A 23,825-nucleotide genomic window follows, 5' to 3' on the forward strand; every position below is an offset into this window, starting at 1 on the left:
GTGATACCATCGAAGCGTTTGGATATGTGACATTTCAAACTGGGAATTAAATGTGACTCGCCATTGGTAACAACAGTATATCGGAATATTTTTCATTTCGCAAGAACTTTCCTCCTGCAACAGGGGCGCTTCCGCCCCGCGGCGAATCGCTATGCACATATTCTGTGGAGAACGAAGGGCGGAAAGGGAACGATGCCGGATAGTGTGCTGGTAGACCTTGCTCAACAGGTGCTGGAGGTGCATTCGCACCCCACGAAGGTGTTGTTTGAGTTTTCCGAGCAGGAGATGCGCGAGGAACTGTTCCAGCGGCATGAGGCGGCGAAGGGCACGGTGCACGTGCTGAAGCTCTGCGACGTGGAAACGGTAGAGAACAACTGGCAAAGACTCAGGAAGTGGGCGGAACTGGCGCGAGAGATCGTGGAAAACTAAATCGTCCGCATCCAGAGTACTGCGTCTCCTTCAAAAGGCGACTCCAGTTCGCGTCGCGCACCACCCTGCACTGTCTTTCCCTGTTTCACGGTTCCCTCTACCGGGTGAATCCACCGTATGGTGAGAGGTTTGCGGGATGCCGACAGATTGACCTGCACCTTGCGCGTTTCCGGCAGGAATACCACGTACTCTCTGCCCTCGTGCGCCAGGCAGTAACCAGTGGAGGCGAGTTCGGGGCGGGGGACCATCGCTGCCATGTCCGTCTGCTCCGCAATCTGTCGGGTAAGCCCCATCGCCTTGCGCGCAGATTCCGCTCCCGGAATGTCGCCACGTGTGTCTCCCGTCAGCGCGGCGATGCGGTCCATGTAAATGGGATTATGTCCTCTGAGGAAGCTCTTCCATACCCAGAGGTAGTCACCACCTTCTCCCCAGAGATGGTCGGTGTCCAGAATCGAGACCTTTCGCCCATCGGCAACGCGCGGGTTCGAAAGCAGGTCTCTCCACTCACTTGCGCCGGGTGAGAACCATTCCGCAGGACTGCTCAGCATGCTGTCATTGCTCTCTCCGCCGTGACCGGTCAATCCCACCGGGTGCTGCAGAGGTTTCGTTTGCTCGTATTCGTGGATGAAATTCACCATAAACCAATCCCACTCGCGCGTGCCGCCTTCGTTGATAATCTCATACAGCACATTGTCGAACTCATTCACCGTGTCGATGACGTGACGGACGTACTCAAGCTGTATTTCCCGCACCGTTCGAAGCTGCCGGTGTTGCTGAAGAGTTACCGTCTCCTTGCCCGTACCGTCTCCGTCGATATCGCCGTCGACGCCGTTGACATTGTTGCCGCGTCGGAAGGGGTGTCTTTTCCACTCGTCGGGTACGGACACGTTGCCACCGACGAACAGCATCACCGATACATAGATGCCGCGCTGTCGGGCGAGCTGTACCCGTTCACGCAGGCGACGGAAGTATGCGGCATCACGCTGAGTCAGGTCAAAACGAGGCTTGCCATCGCTGGCATTGCCCGGTCCGGTGCGTCGCCAGGGGTGCGGGGTAATACGGGGGAATATCCAGGCTCCTGTCGATTGCCACGACCAGAGGCGAATGAAGTTGTGATGGTGCTGTACCAAAAAGTCGAGATACGCGCTAAAATCAAACGGTTTGGGTGGATCCGCAGTCCCCATATCCTGAAGGTTCATCCATGTGTGGGAACCGGTCAGGTAGATTGCCCGACCGCGTGCATTGGCAAAATAGCGCGGGTTGCGCGGATGAGGACGCAATGGACCCATCGGTGTGCTGTGGTCTGCAGGCATCTCTTTTCTCTAATCGCTCCGTCGTCGGAGGTATCCGCAGGATTAGACGATTGCAGGACACAGGGTGTTACCACCACATGTGCTGAAATGGTCTGTGTGTGGGCACTGGATACCTGCAGCAATCGCTCGTTGGGGCACACAGTGAGGCGGTCTATAAAGCCTCCCTGACCCGACTTGACAGCAGGGGCAGAAACATGTTACCATAAAGTCGCAAGGCGCCCTCGTAGCTCAGTGGACAGAGCGCCTCCGTCCTAAGGAGGGCGTCGGGGGTTCGAATCCCTCCGAGGGCGCCATCTTCATTTACTCCGCGTACATTGCCACCCTTGCTTTCTGGAAAGTCGCGCCGGGCGGGGGCAATCGCCTGACTGCTTCATCGTAGTTCACAATGTACTCCCACCAGTTGTTGTAGAAGCCGTCGGTGACGCCCGGAGCCTTTGGAATGCGCTCCATCCACCACTTGTGGTGGCGCACGATGGCGGGCACGCCCGGCAGTGAACCCCAGTCCTTATTGCTCATCAGCTTCTTCTTGCGTGGAAGGTGGGGATAGGTCAGCCAGTCGTCCGCATAGCTCCAGACAGGGGTGGGATTATCCCAGTCGTAGTCACTGCGGGAGTTGGGGGCGTAATGCACACTGCCCACCTCCGACTCGCCGGGGAAATCTTTGTCCACGCGGGTAAAGCGGTTCGAGATGTTATCGCCGTTGCGCTTGTGGTCCCAGATGCCCTTGCCCACCGTCAGCGATAGTACGCTCTCGATGCGGTGGCAGTAGCTCTCCAGCATCTCGCCTTCACCGCGCTCGTAGTTCCAGCCCATAATCCACAGCGTCTTGCCCACGTCGGGAATGTCGTAGGGTCGGTAGAACCACGGATTGTCGGTCTGGTAGGGGATGCGGTCGCCCGGCGTTTTCCAGTGGAATTCATCCCAGTCGAAATAGGGTGCACCCCACAGCCAGATTTCACTCACGTTCTTGCTGCGGATTTTGCGGTACAGGTCAAACTGGTCAAACATGCGTTTGAAGCTGGTCATGCCCGGCACGTGTTTATTGCGGTCTTTTTCCCACACCTCCAGGAACTGCTCTTCCGTGTAGGCGAAACCGGTGCGCTTGGTCGGGAAGCCATCGTACTCTATCGTTTCCACCACGCGATAGTTGACGTAACCGCCGCTGGTTTCACGGGCGTCATCGATCATCGCTTGCGTGAGTTTGCGGGGGTCATGCCACTTCATGTACTGCGTCAGCTTCTGGTTGCCGCGCGTGCGCAGTACAGGGTCGTAGATAATCACTATCACGTTGAACGTTTTCGGTCGTAGTCTGGGCTGATTCTTCTGAAACACTATCGGATACCTCCTCCTGTCGCGATGCGAGAGAACCCCACTTCATTATAACGGAGTTTCCCCCGACAGGGGGTAGCAAACAGCCTGCAAAACCTGATATAATGCACCGGAGACGCACAGCGGCGGTGCAGATGAACATCTTTCCTCTCGCAGGGAACGAGCCCGTGTCTTTTGCAAACTGCCGTACCGGTTGCCTCCGCACCTGTGCCTTTCCGTAGCTGAACCCCGGAGAGGGAGGAACCAGTAATGAGAACTGAAGAAACGCTGGCTCAGATGGTTTTGGAGCAGGCGCCGGAGGCTATACTGATAACCACTGCCGACCGGAACCCACCCGGTCCCACCATTGTATACGTCAACCCCGCTTTCACCCGTTTGACCGGCTACTCTTTGGAGGAGGTCGTGGGGCGCAGTCCACAGATTCTGGAGGGACCGAACACACGACGTTCTCTGCTGAGTGAACTGGAAAAGATGGCATCGAGGGGAAAAACCGTCACCTGGCGTGCTGTCCACTACCGCAAAGAGGGCGAAGAGTTCCAGATGGAAGCCTCCGTTGCTCCCCTGCGCGATGCCTCCGGGCCGGTAACACATTACATCTTCATCCTGCGAGATGTGACCGAGCAGTGGAGAATGGAAGAGGCCCTGAAACAGAACGAGCGCTTGTTGCAGCACATCTCGGATGCGTTACCGGCGGTGTTGTTCATCTACAGCCTCGAACAGGAGCGGCTGGTCTACGCGAGTCGCGAGTCGCTGGCCATTACGGGATACCTGCCGGGCGAATTGACCGGCGGGGATCTGGCGCCGGAAGAGCTGCTTCACCCGGATGACCGCCCCCTGGTTCGGCAAGAGATGCGAAAACTGCGCAACGCCTCCGAGGGGTTCATGGTGGAGGTGGAGTGCCGCATCCAGCACCAGACAGGCGACTGGAAGTGGATCTTGCTGCGCACCACCGTTTTTGACAGATTCCCCGACGGCAGCGCAAGGCAACTGCTTGGCGTGGCGTTGGATGTCACCGAATCGCGACGGCTGCGCGAGCAGCTGATACAGTCCTCCAAACTGGAAAGCCTGGGCAAGCTGGCGGGAGGCGTCGCCCACGATTTCAACAACCTGCTGACGGTCATCCAGAGCTATGCCGAAATGGCGCAATCCACTGTGTCGGAGGGGGATCCGGCACACGCATACATCGAGCAAATACTGAAAGCCTCGGAACAGGCGAGCAACCTCACCAACCAGATGCTGGCTTTCGCCCGGCGGCGGATTATCTCCCCGCGGGTGTTCAATCTGAACGAACTGGTGCGCGAAGCGGAAACTTTCCTGCAACGCCTGCTTCCTGAGAACATCCGGTTGGAGACGGTGTTGCAGCCGGAACTGTGGCATGTCTATGCTGACCCTACCCAGATAGAGCAGGTGCTGTTGAATCTGGCAATTAACGCGCGGGATGCCATGCCCGAGGGCGGGGTGTTAACCGTCGAGACGGCGAACGTCACTCTGGACGAAGCGTACAGTGCTCGCCACGCGGAGGTGCAGGCAGGCGAGTACGTGCTGCTCGCAGTCAGCGACACCGGCATCGGCATGGACGAGCGCACCCTTGCCCGCCTGTTCGAGCCCTTTTTCACCACGAAAGAGACCGGCAAGGGAACCGGGCTGGGGTTGTCCACCTGTTACGGGATTGTCAAACAGGCGGGGGGCAGTATCTGGGTATACAGCGAGCCGGGTAAAGGCACCACTTTCAAGGTGTATCTGCCGCGCACGCAGGAAACTGCGGCAGGCTTGCCCGAACGCCCCATGCGCAGGAGAGTCATCGGTGGCCACGAAACCGTTCTGGTGGTGGAAGATAACGATGCCGTGCGGGATGTCGCGGTGGCGGCTCTGGAGGCACATGGGTATCGCGTGCTGCAAGCCGCGAACGGTGCGGATGCACTGCGACTGGTGGAAAGCTTGGAAGAGCCTGTCCATCTCCTGCTAACCGATGTGGTGATGCCCGGAATGAGCGGCGCGGCGCTGGCTCAAAGCTTGCAGGAGCGATACCCACATCTGAAGGTGCTATACACCTCCGGCTACACCCAGAACGTGATTGTGCATCACGGTGTGCTGGAGGAAGGCATCGCTTTCTTGCCGAAGCCGTATCGCCCCGCCGACCTTGCCCATCGGGTGCGCGAGGTACTGGATTCTGCATAACAGGAGGGGACTATGCCGGAGTTCCGCTACCTGTGGGCACAGGCATTAACCCGTTTTAACCCGGCAGACCGCGCAAGGGTACAGAACATCCGCCTTGCCGTCCAAAAGCTGGACGGCAGGGTTATCTTGCCGGGCGCCGTCTTTTCTTTTAATCAGGCGGTGGGTTCGCGTCAGGCGCCCGATGCTGGTTTCGAAGCGGCTCCGGTCTTTACAGACAAAGGGCGCGTGCGCGCGTTAGGAGGGGGCGTCTGCCAGGTATCCAGTACGCTGTACGCTGCGGCGCTGCTGACCGACCTGCAGGTGATAGAGAGACATGCACACGCCATGCCTGTGCCGTATTTGGAGCCCGGTCTGGACGCAACGGTCAGCAGCGTTCTGGACCTTAAGGTGAAAAACCCCCATCTCTTCGCAGTGCAGATTCGCGCCAGCGTGGAGGAGCGGCGGTTGCAGGTGGAGCTTTGGGGTGAAAAACCGCCGTCCACCCGGGTGCGCCTTTCACGCTTTGCCAGCCGCTGTGTGCGTGATAGGATGCCCGCCCTGCAGGTAACAGTGTGGCGTGTCTACCCAAACGGCCGCCGCGAGAAGATGTCGGAAGACGTGTACTATTTGGGCAGGTAGGGGCGTGCAGGGGCAACCCCCTGTGGTTGCCCCTGCAGGGTTATTTGTCCTCCGCGCGGATACCCATTCCCCTGCGGTCAGGGTAGGGCGGGCGTTTGGGCGGAATATATGGGTTGCGCTTCAGTTCATCCAGCATCAGCTGGATGGCGGCATCCAGCTGGGGGTCCTCGCCGTTCACCATCAGCGCAGGGTCATCGATGACCTCGATATCGGGTTCTACCCCATGCCCTTCGATACCCCAGGTGCCGTCCTTCTCATAGAACGCGAAGGTGGGGGCGGAAGTATATCCGCCGTCAATCAGGCGTGGGTTGCCGGAGATGCCTATCAGCCCTCCCCACGTGCGCGTGCCGATGAGCTTGCCCAACTTAGCCTGTCGGAAGTAGTAGGGGAAGGCATCGCCGCCCGAGCCTGCCAGACCGTTAATCAGCATGCACTTGGGACCGAAGTGCGCATCGGGTGGCCAGGGCCAGTCGTTTCCGTCGCGACGCGCCCAGTAGTTGGTCAACGGACGGTTCAGCAGTTCGATGAAGCGAGTGGGTATCTGACCACCGCCGTTCCACCGCTCGTCGATAATGAGCGCGTCCTTACCGATTTGCCCGAAGAATTGGCGCACCAGCTCGTTTTGTCCGTCGGTTCCGGTGTTGGGTACGTAGATATAGCCCACCCGCCCGTCCGTCTTTTGTTCCACGTAGGCGCGCTTGCTTTCCACCCACGCGCGGTAGCGCAGGTTGCTGTCGCTGCTCAGCAGGCGCACTGCTACCTCTCGGGCGTTCGAATCTATCACCGGCTGGTCGTTCACGGTGATGTTGACCACACGGTCTGCCATCCCCTGAAAAGCCGCCCAGGGGTCTTTGCTGGTGTCTATCGGCACACCGTTGACCGCCAGCAGGTAGTCGCCCTCTTTCACTTTCACGCCCGGCTCGCTCAGGGGTGCGCGTGCATCCGAATCCCACGGCGCACCCTGATAGATTTTGCTGATGCGGTATGCGCCACGATGCAGCTCGAAATCGCACCCCAGCAAACCAACCGATACCGAGGGAGCCTGCTCGGTGTCGCCGCCCATGTAGTAGGCATGACCGACATTCAACTCGGCAATCATCTCGCCGATGACGAAGCTCACGTCCTCGCGGCTGACGCAGTCTTCCAGCATCGGCATATAGTGGTCGCGCATGGCTTTCCAGTTCACGCCGTGCATGTTGGGGTCGTAGAAGAAGTCGCGCTGGATGCGCCAGGCGTCGGTAAATATCTGCTTCCACTCGGCGCGAGGGTCGATCATCACGTTCATCCCACTGGTGACCACAGCGTCGCCAGATGCTCCGGGTGCAGCATCCTGAATACTCGCCGCGTTGCCGCGAATCACCAGCAGCTTCTTACCATCGGCGGAGATATCGAAGGAACTCGCCCCGCTGGCGACGACCTTCTCTTCCCGCTTCTCATCGTTGAGGTCGAACAGCTTGATGGCGGGCGGTTCTTCGCTGCCGGCGACGGGCATCCGCACGAAAATCAGCTGCCCGCGGTCGTTCACCGCCAGCCTGCCGAATCGCCCGGGTTTGACCGGCAGCTGGATGGCACGCGCCTCGAAGCCCGCAACGTCGATGTGCACCTTCCCATCGGGTTTGGCAGGCGGTGCGCCCTCTGGCTTTGCAGGCTGGGCGGGTGCTGCAGGCGCTCCTCCAACCTTCTCCGCCCTCAGCTGCAGTTTCTCCCCGGTGGGGGCGGTCACCGTGCCTTCCAGGGTGTTACCCGTAATCTTTGCGTTCAGGTTCAGTACGGTGCCATCGGGCAGGGTGACGACCAGCGCCAGTTCCTTTGTGTTCGGGTTATAGGTTCCGTTCACCGATGCGCTGCCCATCGGGCTTTCCACCGTGCCGGTCACCGTGTTATTGGGTTGCAGCTGAAGCTTCGCTCTGATGCTGAGGCTACCGCCCGGTATCATGCTTCCCGATACCGTTCCGCTCCATTCGCCGCTCACCTCGTCTGTCGGCTGGGCGGGAGCAGCGGGTTTCTCCTCGCGCTTTTCGGGTTGCCCCTCTTTCGGCTGTTCTTTGCCTTTCTCACCCCATTTCTCCTCATCGGTTTTGGGCAGGAAAGGTGAGGTCATGTCTGCCCGCAGAGGCACCGCCAGCAGAACCTGCGTGCCCGCGTATATCCACGTGGTGCCCAGGTCCTCGTAGAACGGGCGGAAGTGGCGATGGCTTACGAAGTACAGGTAGTCGCCCTTGCGGTCAAACACGGGCGAGCTGTCATTGAACATACCGCTGGTGACCTGCACCTTTTGCTCGGTATCCACGTTGTACAGCCATATCTCGGAACTGCGGCTGCGCTCTCCGGTTTTGGCGTAGGCTATCCATTGACTGTCAGATGACCAGCTGGGCGACGGGGCTACCGCCCACGGGTCTTTGTCTACCAGCCTCACCCGACCGCTATCCATACCGTAGATGTACAGCGCGCCCGTCTTGTCGGAGAAGGCGATGAACTTCGAATTGGGTGACCAGACGGGGTTGTAGCGGAAGCACGCGCCGTCGGTAGTTAGCCGTTTGGGCTCGCCTTTGCCGTCGGACTGCATGATATACAGCTCGTATTCGCCGGTGGCATCGGAGAAGTAGGCAATCCACTGTCCGTCCGGGCTCCAGGCGGGGTCGCGTTCTGCCACGCCACTGGTGCGGGTGAGATTGCGTGGAGAGCCGTTTTTGGCGGGAAGTGTCCAGATGTCGCCGCGCGCCTCCACCACCGCACGCTTGCCGGTTGGTGAGATGCCCCAGCCGAAGATGAAGCGGCTGGCGTCCACCGCCCGAGGGCGCAGCGTGGGGCGGGCGCCCGGAATCTGCACCTGAACCGGTTGCGCCTTGCGCGTGGCAAGGTTCAGCAGATACAGGTGGGAACCCTGCTGGAAGACGATTTCGCCCTCGCCTCTGTCTCCCGGTCCGATAGAAGGCCACTTCACATCGAAATCTTTAAAGCGGGTAATCTGTTCGCGCTTGCCGGTGCGGGTGTCGTATACCCAGATGTTCAGGCGGTGTTCCGGTCCGGCGTCGGACAGGTAGTACACCTTTTCGCCATGCCACATGGGCAGGGTATCGGTACCCTCCCAGTCGGTGATGCGTCTGGACTGTTTGGTGCGCAGGTTGAACAGCCAGATATCGGTTGCCATACCGCCGCGATAGCGCTTCCACGTCGCGTTGTCAGTGGAATGCGGAGTATAAGCAAGCCATACCCCGTCGCTGCTCAGGCTACCGTTCACCCCATAGGGAATCGGCAGTTTCTCGGGCAGACCACCTTTCACGGAGGTGGTATACATCTTCATACCCGGTCCGAAACCGCTCAGGTTGGATGCCGAGAAAATCAATCTGTTGCCGTCGGGCGTCCACTCGCTCAGCCACTCGAAGGACGGGTGATGGGTTACCCGATAGGGAATGCCTCCCTCTACCGGCACCGTGTAGATGTCGCGGTTGCCGTCGTAGTTGCCCACGAAAGCAACGGTTTTGCCGTCCGGGCTGAAGCGTGGGAAGGATTCCTGCCCCGGCGGATTTGCCAGAGGCACAGCCAGTCCGCCCGACTTCGGCACCAGCCACAGGTCGTTGGCGTAGACGAAGACAATGTGCGTTGCGCTCACATCGGGGTAGCGCAGCATACCAGGGTGGGGAATAGTGGTCTCCTGTGCAACGGTTCCCCGGCTCACCATCAGGCACAACCACACCCCAATCGCCGTCAGCCATACAGTGGTTCTGCTTTCCATACTCCTCTCCTGTTTGAACACGTGGTGACGTTTATTTCGCTGTTTGGCTGCATCTTTACTGCGAAAGCGCAGACGTCATACTCAGACACCGTGGCAGGAGATAAGGTTTCGGAGGGCGAGACAGGCAGGACACCGTCCCTTTCGTGCCCAACTGGATAACCACACAGATGCTGACACGAAGGGGGAACGGCAATGGCGCAGCGCACCTGCACCTACGTGGTGCCCGGCTTTCATTCCGATGTGGTGTGGCTGGAGGACCAGCGCGATTACGCAGTGAGCCTGCTGGGCGATATGCACCAGAACCTGCAGATTCTGCGTGTGGACCCGCACTACGGCGTTTTTTTGCATGAGTTGACCTACCTGAAACCCTATTTAGACACACACCCGGAAGCATTGCCCGAAGTGCGCCGCTGGATACAGGAGGGGCGCATCGGCACGGGCGGCTCGCACAGCCAGCCCACCGAGACGGTCATCGGCGGCGAGGGCATCGTGCGCAACATCCTGTACGGACGCTGGTACCACGAGGGCGTGCTGGGCGACCAGCCGTGGATATACATGCCCTGGGACGTGTTCGGACACACGGCGCAACTGGGGCAGATTCTGCGTAAGTCGCGCTTTCGAGGGTGCATTTGGAGTAAAGACATTCGCGGTGCGCTGGCGGTGTTCTGGCATCTCGCGCTGGACGGCGAGCCGCTGCTGTTCAAACGCATGGGCTACTGGTTTCCCAGCAGCGACCCCGATACCTTCCTGAAGGCAATAAACGACTTCTTTCAGGAGATGCGCTCGCTGGGCTTCACCGCCGACTGCCGTCTGGACTGCGTGGACTTCAAGCCGCCCACCGCGTGGATTGCCGGACGTTGCGACGAGCTGGCGCGGCGCGAACACGCCGTCCTCATCAGCGGCATCGGACATGAGCAGTGGTTCGAACACGCCTTCCACCAGCATGAGGAGCGCACTGTCTCCATACCCGTCACTGCCCGCGATTATGAGTGGCACCATCAGGGCACGGGGCTGTCGCGCATCGAGCTGAAAATCGCCAACCGTCTGGCGGAACAGAGCCTGCAGCAGGCAGAGTTTTTTGCTACCGTTGCCCACCTGCTGGGCGCGGAATATCCCGACAAAGCACTGGACAAGGCGTGGCGGCAAATCCTGTTCAACCAGCATCACGATGGCATCGCGGGGCCGTCCTGCGACCGCGCTTTTCTGGACATGATGGCGGGCTTCCGCGAGGCGCTGGAGCTGGCGCACGACGTGCGCACCCGCAGCCTGCGCTACATCTGCGACCAGACCGACACCGCCTACACCGCCCCGCCGCCTACTGTCATCGCGTTACAGGTGCATAACGCGCTGAACTGGAGCCGCACTGACGCCGTGCGGGTGACCCTGCGCTTCCCCAAACCGGTCAGCGGATTCCGCATCGAGGACTCGCAGGGCAACAGCGTGCCCTGCCAGCTGGAATCGCCCATCCCGCCGCGCCTGCCCCTGCGTGAGGCGGAGGTGACCCTGCTGGCGAAGGACATCCCGCCGATGGGTTTTCGCACCTACCGCGTGGTGGAGACCGATGTCCTGCCTCCCGCGCCCCAGCTAATCCCCGGCTACACTATCGAGAACGAGTACTTCCGCGTCACCGCCGACCCGCAGCTGGGGGGTGGACTGAGCAGTATCGTCGACAAGCTGGCGGAGCGCGAGGTGCTCAACCTGCAGGCAGGACCGGGCAATGAAATCGTCGCGCTGCTGGAGAAGGCGGACCGCGCGGAACCCGCCTGGGAGTGCTACACGCTGGGACCGAAGTGGTTCTCCCGCGACTACGCGGCAACGGTACAGGCGTTTCAGGGACCTGTGCAATCGCGGCTGGTGATTCGCGGCGAGATGCGTTCCTGCGAGCGCGAGCAGGTGGTGACTTTAACGCAGGGCGTGCGTCGGATCGACTTCGCCACCCAGTTGCAACGATACCGCGGCGAGAACGAACTGTTCGTGGTGACCTTCCCCGTGAACGTGCAAAACGCGGAGCCGGTGTTCGAAGAGCGGTTCGGAGCCATCACCAAGCGCAAGAGCAAGGGCAAGCTGGACTTCCGCTTCCACCAGTGGCGCAACTACTCGGAGTGCGGCGCGCGGCACGCCTGCCAGTGGGTAGACCTGTCAGGCGCAGCATGGGTGCGCTTCACCGATGACCAGCAACGTCCGTTCGGCATGTGCCATTTGGTGACCTCGCACCATCCCGCCAGCGTGCAGGCGGCATACATCCTGCAACGTGCGCTGATTCGTAAGGGCATCCCCTGCACTCCCGTCTATGACGACTTCGACGCACCACGCCGACTGCAGCTGCCGGTGGAAGACACCATTCTGCCCTTCCCCAACAATCCCAACGAAGACCTGTCGCTCGGCATGTCTTTCCGGGTACTTATCAGCATGAACGGGGACAACACCATGCTGGCTGACCTGCTGGGACACCTGCCCAAAGCGCAAGCCGACCGCCTGCGGGCGATTCTTCAGGAAGAGCAGGGCATCGCGCTGGTGGAAGACACCTTCATGCCCAACGGCTGGCAGCCGTTGCCTGTGCTGGTGATTGCCGCGAAGGAGGCGGCTGCCTTGCAGGCGATGGTGCAGCAACTCGCGGCGCAGCTGGAAGAGACCGCCTGCATCGCCCTGCCGACCAGCGCGAATCTGGTGGAACGCCCCCTGCCCGCCGACGACTACGGTGTCGCGCTGGTGAACACCGGCAACGTGTTGAACTCGGTAGAGAACGACCACACGATGGTGCTGTTCCTGATGCACACCGCCGCGTGGGGAGGCACCCCTTGGGGGCAGCCCGACCGCCTGCCCTTTGTGTTCATCCCCGAACACAAAACACACCTCTTCCGCTACAGCCTGTATCCGCATCGGGGCAGCTGGCGTGAGGCGCAGGTGGCGAGAGTCGGCTGGGAGGTGGATAACCCGCTGCAGACGGTGCAGGGCATGTTGCACGGGGGCGCGCTGCCACTGGACTACTCCTTCCTGCAGGCGGATGCCGCACACGCCGTACTCACCGCGTTGAAACCAGCAGACAACCCGACGGGACGGTTCGAATCGCATCCTGTCGATGCCGAAAGCAAGGGGATTATCGCGCGGCTATACGACCCAACTGGCTTTGGCGATATCGTTTACCTGCGCTGGCACACGGGTATCGAGAGTGCGCATCAGGCTAATCTGCTGGAGGAACCGCTGCAGTCGCTGGAAGTGCAGCAGGATGCCGTGTCGTTCAGGCTGGACAGCTTCGCCGTCGAGACCTTCCTGCTGAAGCCAAAACCGTTCACGCCAAAGGGCGGACGGCGCGTGCTGGGAGCCACCGCCGAACCGGTGCAACCCGTCTACGTACGCTACTGGCAGCACAATCTGGGCGCAGATCCCATTGGATACCTGCCGGTGGCAGTGAGCTTGCGTGGTGAGGTGAAAACGGGCATCCACATCGCGCAGGGCGGTGTGACCATCAACACGCTGGAGGTTGGCGTGGTGAACAACCTGCGCGACCGCAACGCCACAGGGACGGTGCGCCTCATCGTTCCTGAAGGCTGGCATACCGTGCCTGCCGAAATACCGTTCGACCTGCCCGCCGGCGAGTCGCAAATATGGAAAGTCCTGCTCTGCTTCGACACGCCGCGACGCACCGGAGTGGTGCGCGCGCAGCTGGAGTGGGACGGGCAGACTTACGAAGATGTGCTGGAGGTCGGACGTGAATATTTCCCCGAGTGGGAGATGGACGTGGAACGCCATGCGCTGGTGGTGCGCCTGCGCAACGGCACGGACGACCTGATTCAGGGCGCGGTGCAGGTTATCACGCCGCTGGAGACGTGGGGCGATGCCGCAGGCATGTATCGCCTGACCGCCGGGAGTAAACACACACAGGGATTCCGGTTACAACCCGATGAGCGGGCAGAGATACGCTTCGAAGGCGAACCACCGCCCGGACGCGGATTCATCATCGTGAAGGTGATGGCGCACGGCAGGGTAGATTACCGGATGGTGTAGGAAGTCGAGGAGGAATCGGTCTGTTCATTTATCTTGCCGCTATCTAAGTTGGAGCACTAAAGACTGTCAAAATATGCAGTAAAAATTTTCCCAAGGAAGGACATAATAGGGTCGAAAGCCTTTGTGCAGGTGGACTACATACCTGTCGAAGTCAGGCTTTCTCAGTGCATTTTTGTCCTGCTGGACAAAGTGAAGCATCTCAGAGATTATTCATTGCGTTTAGGAGGCTTCTAGGGAAATGGTAATCAACCAAGAATATCGCCCTGAGTCGTATTTTGAACTGCCTCTGCGCGACCAGGTGATGCGAAATCTGGGAAGCTCAGTTCTTCGCCTGCAGATTGCGTCGGAGATAGACAGGTTATTACGGGAAAACCAGCTTGAATATGCGCTTGAACTGGTAATGAATGCAGCCATGAAGGAGCCACAACTTGAACAGGTGCATCCTGCCTTTATGGGAGGGATGTACTTGCCTGAGCTTGAGCCAGGCGAGGTAGAGGTTGCACGTATTATATTGCATTCTACCACCAGTGATACCTATGCGGTATATGCTAAACCGCAGGGTGCATCCGTCCGTTTGCGTCTCGTGGATGAGTACGGAGGAGAATGTCTGTTGGGTGAGGTGGAACAGCTTGTTGAGCAACCCATGACGCAACGAGAAATAGTAGATTGGGTTATTGCCTGCTGCGCGCTGGACGAACTGGCGTTTCAATTTGATGGAGATGTGGAAGCGACTCTGCAGTTCATCTCGGCGACCTCGCCAGTCTATCCACAATTTGAAGCTCTGCTCAAACGGCGGTTACAAGATATAATCACGCAAGCCTGATCGCGTACACTGGTTCAGACATCACACCCCCGTCCTCACCTCCTTGTGATGAGCATCAGACACGTGTATAATGACCTTTGCAACCATTCGGCGAGAAAGGTTTTGGACCGATGAGGCGAGTTCTGGTCACCGAAGGGGCGTGGGTTCATCATCGTCAAGGTGATGGCGCATGGCAGAGTGGACTACCAGATGATTTAGCAGGGCAATGTGACAGGGGCAGAGGTAGACAAACCGTGGACTGCCTCTGCGTGGCACTATCGAACAGGCACCGCCTGTTTGAAACGGGCGAGGGTAAACTCCGGCTCTATTCGCCCGGACTTACCTGTTATCAGGCGCAGACGAATGGTTTCTACCTCTACCTGCACGAAACGCTCGCAGTTCACCTTTTCCTGTTCACTCAAGCGCCGGCGAAATGCGGTGAGCGACTCGCTGGGCTTGCTCAACCACAGTCCATGAAGACCGTCGATGGAGCCGAAGCGTGCCTTATCACACGCCCAGTGCTGCGTCACTTCGCGCGTTGCCTGCAGTCGCACCGCCTCACGCGGTAGCAAATCGGCGAGGGCGAACGGGAAAAATGGCGGAGAAACGTCTATCAGGGGCAGGTTCCCTACTTGCGCGAACTCGTTAACGGTGACCGGCTGTCCGGAAAGCACCCGCAGCTGCGCCGCCGGAGGCAACGCCATCAGCAACCGCCACAGTCCGACGGCTGTTCCCTCCGCATACAGCAGGTCCGAGATGTTGGCATAGACCACGGCGCGATAGTCGCCCTCACGCCCAAAACGGTCGCATTCCTTGCTTGCCCATAAGCCCAGCGCGCGCCGCTGTATGGGAGGCAGTTGATACATCTCGCGCAGGCTCTGCACGCGCAGTCCAAACCACTCGCCGCTGTGCAGCCACCGGCGAATCTGAGAGGCGGGCACGTCACAGAGACGGTGCTCGTAGCGACGGCGTGCAGCGAAAATCAGGGTGTTCCCAGTCCTTCGGATGTCGTAAAGTGCTGGAGACAGGATGATTTGCAGCACCTCCTGCGCATTGCGTCCTGCGCCGGAAGGATACGTGAAGTGCATCGACAGGGGGTAGTACTCCGCCACCACATTAATGGCTACCATCACGGACAGGCGGTGGATGGCTTGGGCAACTGTGAGATGTTTGGGAGGCGTGCCCTCCTCGGGCAGTGTGCGGTGCAATTCGTCCTGGCGCAGGACGGTGCGGATATCGGTGGTGTCATACCAGCGTGGGGAGCTGCTCTGCGGGTCAGGGGGAAGCAGGAGATTTGTTCCGTAGCTGCCCCCGCTGCCGTTCCCTGCCCGATAGCGGATGCTCACATGCAGCTGGGAATACCAGGGTTGATACTGCCAGCGCACCAGCGCGACCTGTCCCTGTACGGCTCCAGGCATGCTTGACGGCGTAGGAGAAGCTGCTGTGAACAGATTCTGCTGCTGCGTGCTGAGTCGGTCGCCACTGAAGTAAACGTCCTCGCCCTGCACCAGCCGACGAATGACCTGCGGGGTTAACAGCATGGCTGCCGCACGCAGTTTGGGCCGAATGACCAAGGAGCTTGCGTACTGTTGCACAAGGTCATCCCTTCTGTCGGCAGGCGGGAAAAGGTCTGCTCCTGTTTCGCCCTTCTCGACGCGGCGTTGTGCCTCGGCGAGCGCCTGGGGAAGCGCGCGCTCAAGAATCTGCACTCGCCGTTCGAACGACTCGCGCTCGCGCTGTGTCTGTGCAGGAGTCTGATAGATTTCGTAGGCAGGAGGCTGCCCCTCTTTGCCGGGCAACACGCGCCAGCTCAGGTCAAATGCGGCGGCAAGCGATGCCATCAGTTCCGCCAGCGGCAGGTTCTCTACACGCACCACCGTTCGCCACTGTGCTGTCCGCTGGCTGGCGCGCAAAGAGACGCCCGTTTGCCCGGAGAGGCGTTTGAGCAGGTCGGCAAGAGGCGTTCCCAAAGCAGTGCAGGTGACCGGCTGGCGTAGCCGCGCGTCGGTGCTGAACTGCGGCAGCCGGTAGTCGTGCAGCGGCTCCGCCTGCTGCGCTGCGCCGGCACGGGAGAAACCGGCAATGATACAGACCAGCAGTGCAATCCATCTCAGAGCGTGCATCGGTCGCCTCCTCACTTACGGGAGTGGTGCATAGCCGTGCTGCCAGAGCAGGGCGTTTTCCATCAGTGCCAGCACAAAGGTTTGCTCAAACTGAAAGTGCTCGAACGCCGCGTGGTACGTCTGCGTTTCAGGATCGTCCCGCACCCGCCGAAGCCCTTCTCGCTCGCCCGGGTCTTTCAGAAAAGCCTCTGGAAGCGGTTCCTCGTATGGCGGGCGAATCGTTTTAAAGCGAGCGCGCGCCTCCCGCGCGGCGTCCCGATTCGGTTTCTCCTCAAGGCGGAACATCTCCTCGCCGACCTCCTTAAGGGTGTATCCGCTAAACTCCAGACGGGTAAAACGGTTCTCCTCCCAGCCTTCCACCGTGTGGAGCAGCGGTTTGCCCTGCCACTGCGTGTAGGTTTTCACAACACGCCGCGCAGGCAGGCGCAGCTTCGTGCGGGTGACGAAGTAATAGAAGTTCTCAGGCTTGCCTGGCGGCGTGCCATAGCCCTGCATCACTCTCTGATGAAGAAAACCCTCTTTCACTATCGTGACCATTTGCTTTGGCAAACCGCGCGAGTCTGCGTGCTGCAGCTTCGTCTGCCAGACCTGCCTGCCATGGTAGTCCAGTCCCTCTACGGCGGCAGGAACTGTCGCAGTGCCACTCCACCTTCCACGAATCTGGTGGGTGACATGGGGGTAGGGACAAAGCACGGGTGTTTGGAGCTGCAGGCGAAAAGCAGCTGCCTTTTTCGGTTTTAGCGACGATAGCTGTTGCGCCAGCAAACGGGCACTGGCACAGTAGCGGTAGAACAGGTCTGACTTGTTCACCGTGAAGTAGAAGTCGGTGTAAGGCACATAACAGGATATAAGGTGATGATATATCTACTGGGGTGCTAGGTCGCTTTTGTACCGCTTGAACCAGAAGTGGTCGCCATTGAGAATCAACAGGTAGCGCAAATAGTCCTCGTCCTTGTCCTTTGCGTAGGGAGGGTTCGCATGGTGTCCGGCAAAAACCGTGGATTGCTGTACCTCCGCACGCAGTGTCCCTTCGTCCCCCAGAAGAATCAGCCACTTCCTCATAGCGTGACGTGACCTGCCGTCTGGCTCGAACGCCGTCTGTATCACACGGAAAGAGAGCGTTTTCACGATCCACCTCCATGTAGACGAAGGATACGGCTGCCGGCAGAGGCAGCCGTACCCATAGATTCGCGGTCAGCGATTGTATCCCTCTGCTCTGATGCTCGCGGTGGTCTCCACCGTCTCAACGAGCAAGTTCAGTCCGGTACGGGAACACTCGGCGACCGCTTTGCTAATCCGTGTTAACTGGATGGGCCGCCGTCCCAATTCGGCACATCAGCGAGCAGGTAATCGTTGTTGACCGGGGTATACTGTGTACCCCAGGCCGCGTCTCGAACCTTAGTATACTCCAGGTACGCACCATTGTGGGAGGTTACCGCCACTTTTCCATAGGACTCGTACTTTTGGGTGAGCGAACCGTATACAAAGGTTAACTGGGCGGAGGCGTAGTGGCGAAGCCGTCCATAAATCCGGACGGAGTTGTAGTTGCCAAGAGACGTAATTCTTCCCGTCTGTGAGGCCGTGATGACATACCTGGCGGAGGAAGAAACAGAGGGGTTGTCACCAGACCTCACCATGGCGTTTGCTCTTACCCAGAGGTCGTTGACCCCCGCGCTGGGTGGGGAGCCGTAAGCATCCGCTACCACGCCGCTCTCCTGTTCCGTGGCACTGCTACTCACCTGATCCCACTCGATGGTTTACGCGAAAGCGGTACCCATCACAAGGCAGAGTGCGAACATGGAGATAAACAACAGCCGTATCATGTTGTCCTCATCCTTTTGATGAAGTTTCTGTCATCATTATACCGTCTCCCCCCCCACGTCAAGTGTCTAAAACCAAAAAATATTAACAATCCCGATTTTTTACGGTTTGACTGGGGTGCTGATACAACCTATGCGCCCTGTTTGGTGGTCAGGCTGGCCACTTCGTTCACGACAACTGTGCATAGTACTGCGGCTCGCGGTAAGTGAGACGGTACAGAACTTCAGAAGCCTGCCGCCCCAGGCGCGCGGTGTGCAGTGCGGCGGGCACATACAACAGGAATAGAACACTCGCGACTGCCGACCCTGCATGCCGAATCCCGTCCACAATCGCCTCGCCAACGGGACGCGCGCGGAGCAATGAAGGCGCTGAAATCACTGTTACCAGAAAGAGGGTAGCAAACGTTAGAGAGCCAAGCCCTGCAAGGCACACCGCTCTCAGATTGTCCGGGTTCGCTTCCCGATACCACAGCTTTTGACGCAGGTCATTGCTCCATTCGCCAAAAGGTCCCATCATTGCCGTACGACTGGTGTGCGCCTGTGTGCGCATCAGCCTGCCAGGACGAAGCAGAGCCAGGCGAATCTCTGCGCCTCGTCTGGTATCGCCGTTCAAGTCTGACAGGTAGGCGAGAGGCACGGCAGTGCGCGCCACCCAATTCGGTGACCCCGATACGGGTGCAGACATGCGGTTCAACGCCGGATACGCCCCGAACACCAGCTGGTGAAGACGGAGCATGCTTCTCGGCACATCGGTTGCGTAGTTGTCCCAGCGTGTTTTGCGGCTGGCACGCAGGAGAGCTTCCACGGCAGTTTCGTCCTGCCGGTTATGCAGATAGATCGCTGTCGGCATCGTTTGGAGAAAGGCGTTATCGGGCTCCAGCCGTTCCCCCTGTTTGGCGAGGTGAATGCACGTGGAAAGCTGCAGGGGCTGTCCCCTCCATCAGTATCGCCATCATCTGGAGGGCGAACTCCTGGTGAGCCGAAAACATGCCCAACGGTTCGGCTGAGCCTCGCCCTCCACAAGACATCGGGGGGTAGTCGGCCATCGACGCGCAGGAGTGCGATACCTCAGGGGCGAAAAAGGTACAATAGGAAGTGGAAGGGGGAACGTCGCTATGGAAGAGCAAGCATTTGAACCCAGACCGCTGCTGGCGAAGAAGCCGGTGCGTTTGATTTTCGTGGGTGGCTTCGTGGGTTCCGGCAAGACCACCGCGATGGCTGCGCTCACACGTCGGCTGTTGCAGGATGGCTTGAACGTCGGGCTGGTGACCAACGACCACGCGGCAGAGATGGTAGACACCACGCTGGTACGTCAGTTCGGTCTGCCGGTCGCGGAGGTATCTGGCGGTTGTTTCGGCTGTGACCTGAACGACCTGCTGGACGCTACCGAGCGTGTGCTGATGCAGGAGCCAGACGTGCTGATCGTCGAGCCGGTTGCGAGCTGCACCGATACAGTGGCATCGGTGATTATGCCTCTCAAGCAATTCTACGGCGGGGTTTTTCGTATCTCCCCGTTTTCGGTACTGATAGACCCGATGCGCCTCTACGAGATGCTTTTGGAGGAGAACCCCAGCGAGTTTGCCCGGTGCTTCGCGCCCATCTTCCATCACCAGCTGAACGAAGCGGACGTTCTGGTGCTGAACAAGGTAGATACCCTGTCTACGGAAGAGGCGCAACGGCTGGTGAATGCCCTGCGCCAGCATCACCCCGACAAGCCCATCCTCACCATCTCTGCCCGACGCGGCGATGGTGTGGACGAATGGATGCAGCAGGTGATGCAGGATGCCCCGCTCAGCTCGCGCGTGATGGAGAAAGCCGATTACAAGGTGTATGAAATCGGTGGGGTCAAGCTGGGATGGCTCAACGCCTCCGCGCAGCTGGTGGCAGAGCCGTTCTTCAACGCGCGAGAGTACGCGGACCTGCTTCTGAGGCGATTGCACGATGCGGCGCGGGCACGCAACACCGAGGTGCTGCATATTAAGCTGGCTATCTACTGCCAGGGCAAAGCAATGGGCGCCAACTTGCTGAGCGCATATCCGGAACCCGTCTTCGGCGGGGAAGATTTGGGCGACTTGAGCCATGCGATGCTGGTACTGAATGCAAGACTGGGCATCGACCCACCCACACTGGGGGGTATCGTGGCGCAGGCTATCTACGACACCGCGAAGGCACTGCGTGTGGAAGCGGAGATACTGAAACTACACACAGTGAAACCCACCATACCCTGTCCGCGGTTCCGCATGTGCAATCCGGTTTAGCGGAATTGGTACAGGTCGCACAAACGGGATGCAGCGTGGATCTCCTGTGGCTGGCAATGCGCTCAACTCGTGCGGGGAGGTTGCCTGAGGAATGAGGGTAAGTCTGCTAGCCGTTCTTCTGATTGCCACCGTGTGGCTCTTCCTGAACGTGGGAGCAGCTGCACAGGGGAACGGCTTCTTGCAACGAAAAGGCACGCAACTGCTGCTGGACGGAAAACCCCTGCGTCTGGTGTCGGTGAACAAGTTTGACCTCTTCCTCCGCTTTCTGGAGGGCGGCGAGGCGAAGCAGCAGGCGGTGCAGGCCATTCAGGAGGCGTCGAAGCGGGGATTCACCGTCATCCGCTTCGCAGGCGTGGGTTTCTACCCCTCGCACATGCGCAACTGGGCGAACGAGAAGGTCTACTGGGGCGCGTTCGACGAGCTGGTACAAACGGCGAAGCAGCAGGGCGTGAGACTGATACCGGTCATCCACTGGAACCTCTACCTCTTTCCCGACATGGCGAACGAGTGCGTGCAGGACATGCTGACCAACCCCGATTCGCGCTCACGGCAGTATCTGTGGCTTTACACTCATCAAATCGTCTCCCGCTACAAGGACGAGCCGACCATCCTTTTCTGGGAGCTCACCAACGAGATGAACCTGGGTGCGGACCTGGAGTTCATGCACCCCTACGGGTGGAGCAACCTGAACCCGGTACATGAGGGAACTTCCTTCATGCGCCTGCGCCGCGACCACTTCACGACCGAGCAGATGATACCTTTCCTCAAGGAATGGGCGACCTTCATCAAGCAGATAGACCCCAATCACCTCATCGGCTCGGGATTTGCCTCGCCGCGCCCTGCCGCTCAGCACCTGCGCCTCGCCAGAGGCAGGGGCGACTGGACAGAGGATAGCGTATCCGAAATGGAAACCTACCTGCGCGATACCCATCCCGACCCGATTGACCTGCTGAGCATCCACTTCTACCGCAAGCACGACAACCTGCGCTTTGGGAACAAAGACGAGGACTCTGCGCAGGTGCTGGCTGTTTTCAAACAGGCTTCCGAGCGTATCGGCAAACCGCTGTACATCGGCGAGACAGGCGATGAATACGCTCAGCGCGCGGATGCACCCTTCCTGCGCAACGTGCTGGAGCAGGCAAGAAAGCTGGATATACCGCTCACGCTGGTATGGAACTGGATGAGCCCTGGCGACCAGTATGATGTGAGCCCACAACGCACCCCACAGGTGGTAGAGATGATGCGCGAAGCCAACAGCCGTTAGCCCCGCAAGCAGGATTATCCCGTTCGAGTTGTGAAATGGCTTAGGGAAACGGGACGGTTGCAGGCACGATGGGAAAAAGCACGCAAATTCGGCTGGACTGGTCTCTGGTGAGGCGGCTCATTTTTGGCTCGCCTCTGTCTACGGAACAGCTGTCTCACCAGCGGCTACCCAAGATTCTGGCGTTGCCAATTTTCGCCTCAGATGCGCTATCTTCCACTGCATACGCTACGCAAGCCATTTTGCTCAACCTGCTCATCGCAGGTCCGCACGTTTTGCACCTGACGGTACCCATCTCTATCGCCATTGTGGTTTTGCTGTGGATTGTGGTGATTTCCTACACACAGACGGTTTATGCGTATCCGCAGGGTGGGGGCACGTATATCGTTTCGCGCGAGAATCTGGGCATCCGGTGGGGGCTTCTGGCGGCTGCCGCCATCCTCACCGACTACGTGCTGACAGTAGCAGTAAGCATCACGGCAGGCGTGCAGCAAATCACCTCCTTCTTTACCAACCTTGCACCGTACCAGACAGAGCTGGCTGTTGCGGCCATATGGTTCCTCACGCTGGCGAACCTGCGTGGAGCGAGGGAGAGCGGTCTACTGTTTGCCTTCCCCACTTATTTCTTCGTCATCACCATGCTGAGCATGGTCGCAGTCGGGGTGCTGGGTCCACTGTTCGGGTATCAACCGCGCTCCTATCCACCTCCCGAACAGACAGCGCAAACGGCTGTGCACGCGCTTTCTCTGACCGTCATTTTGAGGGCGTTCGCTTCTGGATGCGCGGCGATGACGGGTATAGAAGCGGTGGCAGACGGTGTGATTGCGTTTCGCGCGCCCGAAAGTAAAAACGCCGCACAGACGCTCATCGCGATGGGTGTCATCCTGAGCACCATATTCCTGGGGATATCGTATATCGCGCAAACGAACCACATTGTGTACTACGGACACGGGGCACATGGAGAGGATGCCAGCGCAGAGTCGGTCATCTCGATGGCAGCCCGAGCGGTTTTCCACGATAATCCACTGCTGCGGGGTGTGGTACTGTTCGCCACTGCTATCATCCTGTTGCTTGCCGCAAACACCGCCTATGCTGATTTCCCCCGCCTGAGTTCCATCCTTGCCAGGCACGGTTTTATGCCCCGCCAGCTGGCGAACCTTGGCGACCGCCTGGTGTTCTCCAACGGTATCATCCTGCTGGCGGTGTTCGTGTCTATTCTGGTTGTGGTGTTCGGCGGTAGTGTCGACCGCCTGATTCCGCTGTACGCGGTGGGCGTGTTCACGGCATTCACGCTCTCGCAGGCGGGCATGGTCAGGCACTGGCTCCAGCAAAAGGGCCCTGGCTGGCGGTGGAAGATGCTGGTCAACGGCATCGGCGCGGTGTCCACTGGCATCGTGTTGCTGGTTATTATCGTTGAAAAGGGACCACAGGGCGCGTGGCTGGTGGTGGTGGTGCTTCCCGTGCTGATGTGGTTGTTCACGCAGGTCAATCGGCACTACCAGAAGGTGCGTGCGCGTCTCACGCTCATAGGATATGAACCGCCACCCCCTCCCCCACATACGGTGCTGGTGCTGGTGCCCGATGTTCACCGTGGCGTGGTTCCCGCGCTGGAATACGCCCGTGAAATCTCTAAAGACCACCGTGCCGTCCACATCGAGATTAACCCAGCAGATACGCAGCGCCTGAAGGAACGCTGGGAGCAGTGGGGCGGAGACATGCCACTGGTGATTATCGAATCCCCGTACCGCTCCCTCATCGGGCCGCTGGTGGAGTATGTACGGCAGGTGCGCCAGGACCACCCGCGCCACCTGATTACCGTGGTGCTGCCCGAGTTCGTGGTAACGAAGTGGTGGGAGCGTGCTCTGCATAATAACTCGGCGTTTTTGATCAAGCTCGCGCTGGGCAACGTACGCGACGTCGTGATTACCAACGTGCGGTACTATCTGGACTGAG

16 protein-coding genes and 1 tRNA gene are annotated in these 23,825 nt (G+C 59.4%); 9 read left to right on the forward strand and 8 right to left on the reverse strand.

Annotation, left to right across the window (positions count from 1 at the left end; all coding sequences use genetic code 11):
- The first annotated feature begins 192 nt into the window (after positions 1-192).
- Positions 193-429: a hypothetical protein gene (locus tag K6U75_06745; GenBank protein ID MCL6474734.1), complete on the forward strand. Its 237-nt coding sequence runs from the start codon at positions 193-195 to the stop codon at positions 427-429.
- Here K6U75_06745 and K6U75_06750 read toward each other — a convergent pair.
- On the reverse strand, positions 426-1,742 hold the full coding sequence (locus K6U75_06750) for a DUF6298 domain-containing protein (protein MCL6474735.1): 1,317 nt from the start codon (positions 1,740-1,742) through the stop codon (positions 426-428). The genes K6U75_06745 and K6U75_06750 overlap by 4 nt on opposite strands.
- Positions 1,743-1,959: 217 nt before the next feature.
- On the opposite strand from K6U75_06750, the gene K6U75_06755 reads away from it, so the two are divergent.
- Positions 1,960-2,035 (forward strand) — tRNA-Arg (locus K6U75_06755).
- A 7-nt stretch (positions 2,036-2,042) separates the two neighbouring features.
- Here K6U75_06755 and K6U75_06760 read toward each other — a convergent pair.
- Positions 2,043-3,074, reverse strand: a complete 1,032-nt coding sequence (locus K6U75_06760; protein ID MCL6474736.1) for a hypothetical protein — start codon at positions 3,072-3,074, stop codon at positions 2,043-2,045.
- A gap of 246 nt (positions 3,075-3,320) precedes the next feature.
- Here K6U75_06760 and K6U75_06765 point away from each other — a divergent pair, with 246 nt between their 5' ends.
- Both K6U75_06765 and K6U75_06770 read left to right on the forward strand, forming a co-directional pair.
- Complete coding sequence (locus tag K6U75_06765; GenBank protein MCL6474737.1) at positions 3,321-5,249, forward strand: PAS domain S-box protein; 1,929 nt, start codon at positions 3,321-3,323, stop codon at positions 5,247-5,249.
- 12 nt (positions 5,250-5,261) lie between these two features.
- Complete coding sequence (locus K6U75_06770; GenBank protein ID MCL6474738.1) at positions 5,262-5,867, forward strand: VanW family protein; 606 nt, start codon at positions 5,262-5,264, stop codon at positions 5,865-5,867.
- A gap of 40 nt (positions 5,868-5,907) precedes the next feature.
- Here the strand turns inward: K6U75_06770 and K6U75_06775 are convergent, their stop codons facing one another.
- A complete protein-coding gene (locus K6U75_06775; GenBank protein ID MCL6474739.1) occupies positions 5,908-9,603 on the reverse strand; it encodes a PDZ domain-containing protein in 3,696 nt (1,231 codons plus the stop codon).
- Between the two features lie 192 nt (positions 9,604-9,795).
- On the opposite strand from K6U75_06775, the gene K6U75_06780 reads away from it, so the two are divergent.
- Both K6U75_06780 and K6U75_06785 read left to right on the forward strand, forming a co-directional pair.
- The gene (locus K6U75_06780) at positions 9,796-13,608 is read left to right on the forward strand and encodes a hypothetical protein (protein ID MCL6474740.1); all 3,813 of its coding nucleotides are present in this window, start codon (positions 9,796-9,798) and stop codon (positions 13,606-13,608) included.
- Between the two features lie 238 nt (positions 13,609-13,846).
- A complete protein-coding gene (locus K6U75_06785; protein MCL6474741.1) occupies positions 13,847-14,431 on the forward strand; it encodes a hypothetical protein in 585 nt (194 codons plus the stop codon).
- A gap of 254 nt (positions 14,432-14,685) precedes the next feature.
- On the opposite strand, the gene K6U75_06790 is transcribed toward K6U75_06785, so the two are convergent.
- The 5 genes from K6U75_06790 to K6U75_06810 all read right to left on the reverse strand — a co-directional run bounded on the left by K6U75_06790 (position 14,686) and on the right by K6U75_06810 (position 19,158).
- Complete coding sequence (locus tag K6U75_06790) at positions 14,686-16,533, reverse strand: hypothetical protein (GenBank protein ID MCL6474742.1); 1,848 nt, start codon at positions 16,531-16,533, stop codon at positions 14,686-14,688.
- A 15-nt stretch (positions 16,534-16,548) separates the two neighbouring features.
- Complete coding sequence (locus K6U75_06795; GenBank protein ID MCL6474743.1) at positions 16,549-17,370, reverse strand: hypothetical protein; 822 nt, start codon at positions 17,368-17,370, stop codon at positions 16,549-16,551.
- A 27-nt stretch (positions 17,371-17,397) separates the two neighbouring features.
- Entirely contained in the window at positions 17,398-17,661 is a 264-nt protein-coding gene (locus K6U75_06800; protein MCL6474744.1) for a hypothetical protein, read from the reverse strand.
- A gap of 173 nt (positions 17,662-17,834) precedes the next feature.
- On the reverse strand, positions 17,835-18,272 hold the full coding sequence (locus K6U75_06805; protein ID MCL6474745.1) for a hypothetical protein: 438 nt from the start codon (positions 18,270-18,272) through the stop codon (positions 17,835-17,837).
- A gap of 250 nt (positions 18,273-18,522) precedes the next feature.
- A complete protein-coding gene (locus K6U75_06810; protein MCL6474746.1) occupies positions 18,523-19,158 on the reverse strand; it encodes a hypothetical protein in 636 nt (211 codons plus the stop codon).
- Between the two features lie 310 nt (positions 19,159-19,468).
- Between K6U75_06810 and K6U75_06815 the strand changes: the two genes are divergently transcribed.
- From K6U75_06815 to K6U75_06825, 3 genes are all read left to right on the forward strand, one after another.
- Complete coding sequence (locus tag K6U75_06815; GenBank protein ID MCL6474747.1) at positions 19,469-20,611, forward strand: hypothetical protein; 1,143 nt, start codon at positions 19,469-19,471, stop codon at positions 20,609-20,611.
- 91 nt (positions 20,612-20,702) lie between these two features.
- Positions 20,703-21,875 carry a glycoside hydrolase family 5 protein gene (locus tag K6U75_06820; protein ID MCL6474748.1) on the forward strand — a complete coding sequence of 391 codons (1,173 nt, stop codon included), beginning with the start codon at positions 20,703-20,705 and terminating at the stop codon, positions 21,873-21,875.
- A gap of 68 nt (positions 21,876-21,943) precedes the next feature.
- A complete protein-coding gene (locus K6U75_06825; GenBank protein MCL6474749.1) occupies positions 21,944-23,824 on the forward strand; it encodes an APC family permease in 1,881 nt (626 codons plus the stop codon).
- Position 23,825 lies beyond the last annotated feature (1 nt).

Source organism: Bacillota bacterium, assembly GCA_023511455.1.
In the GTDB taxonomy this organism is placed as follows: Bacteria; Armatimonadota; HRBIN16; order HRBIN16; family HRBIN16; genus HRBIN16.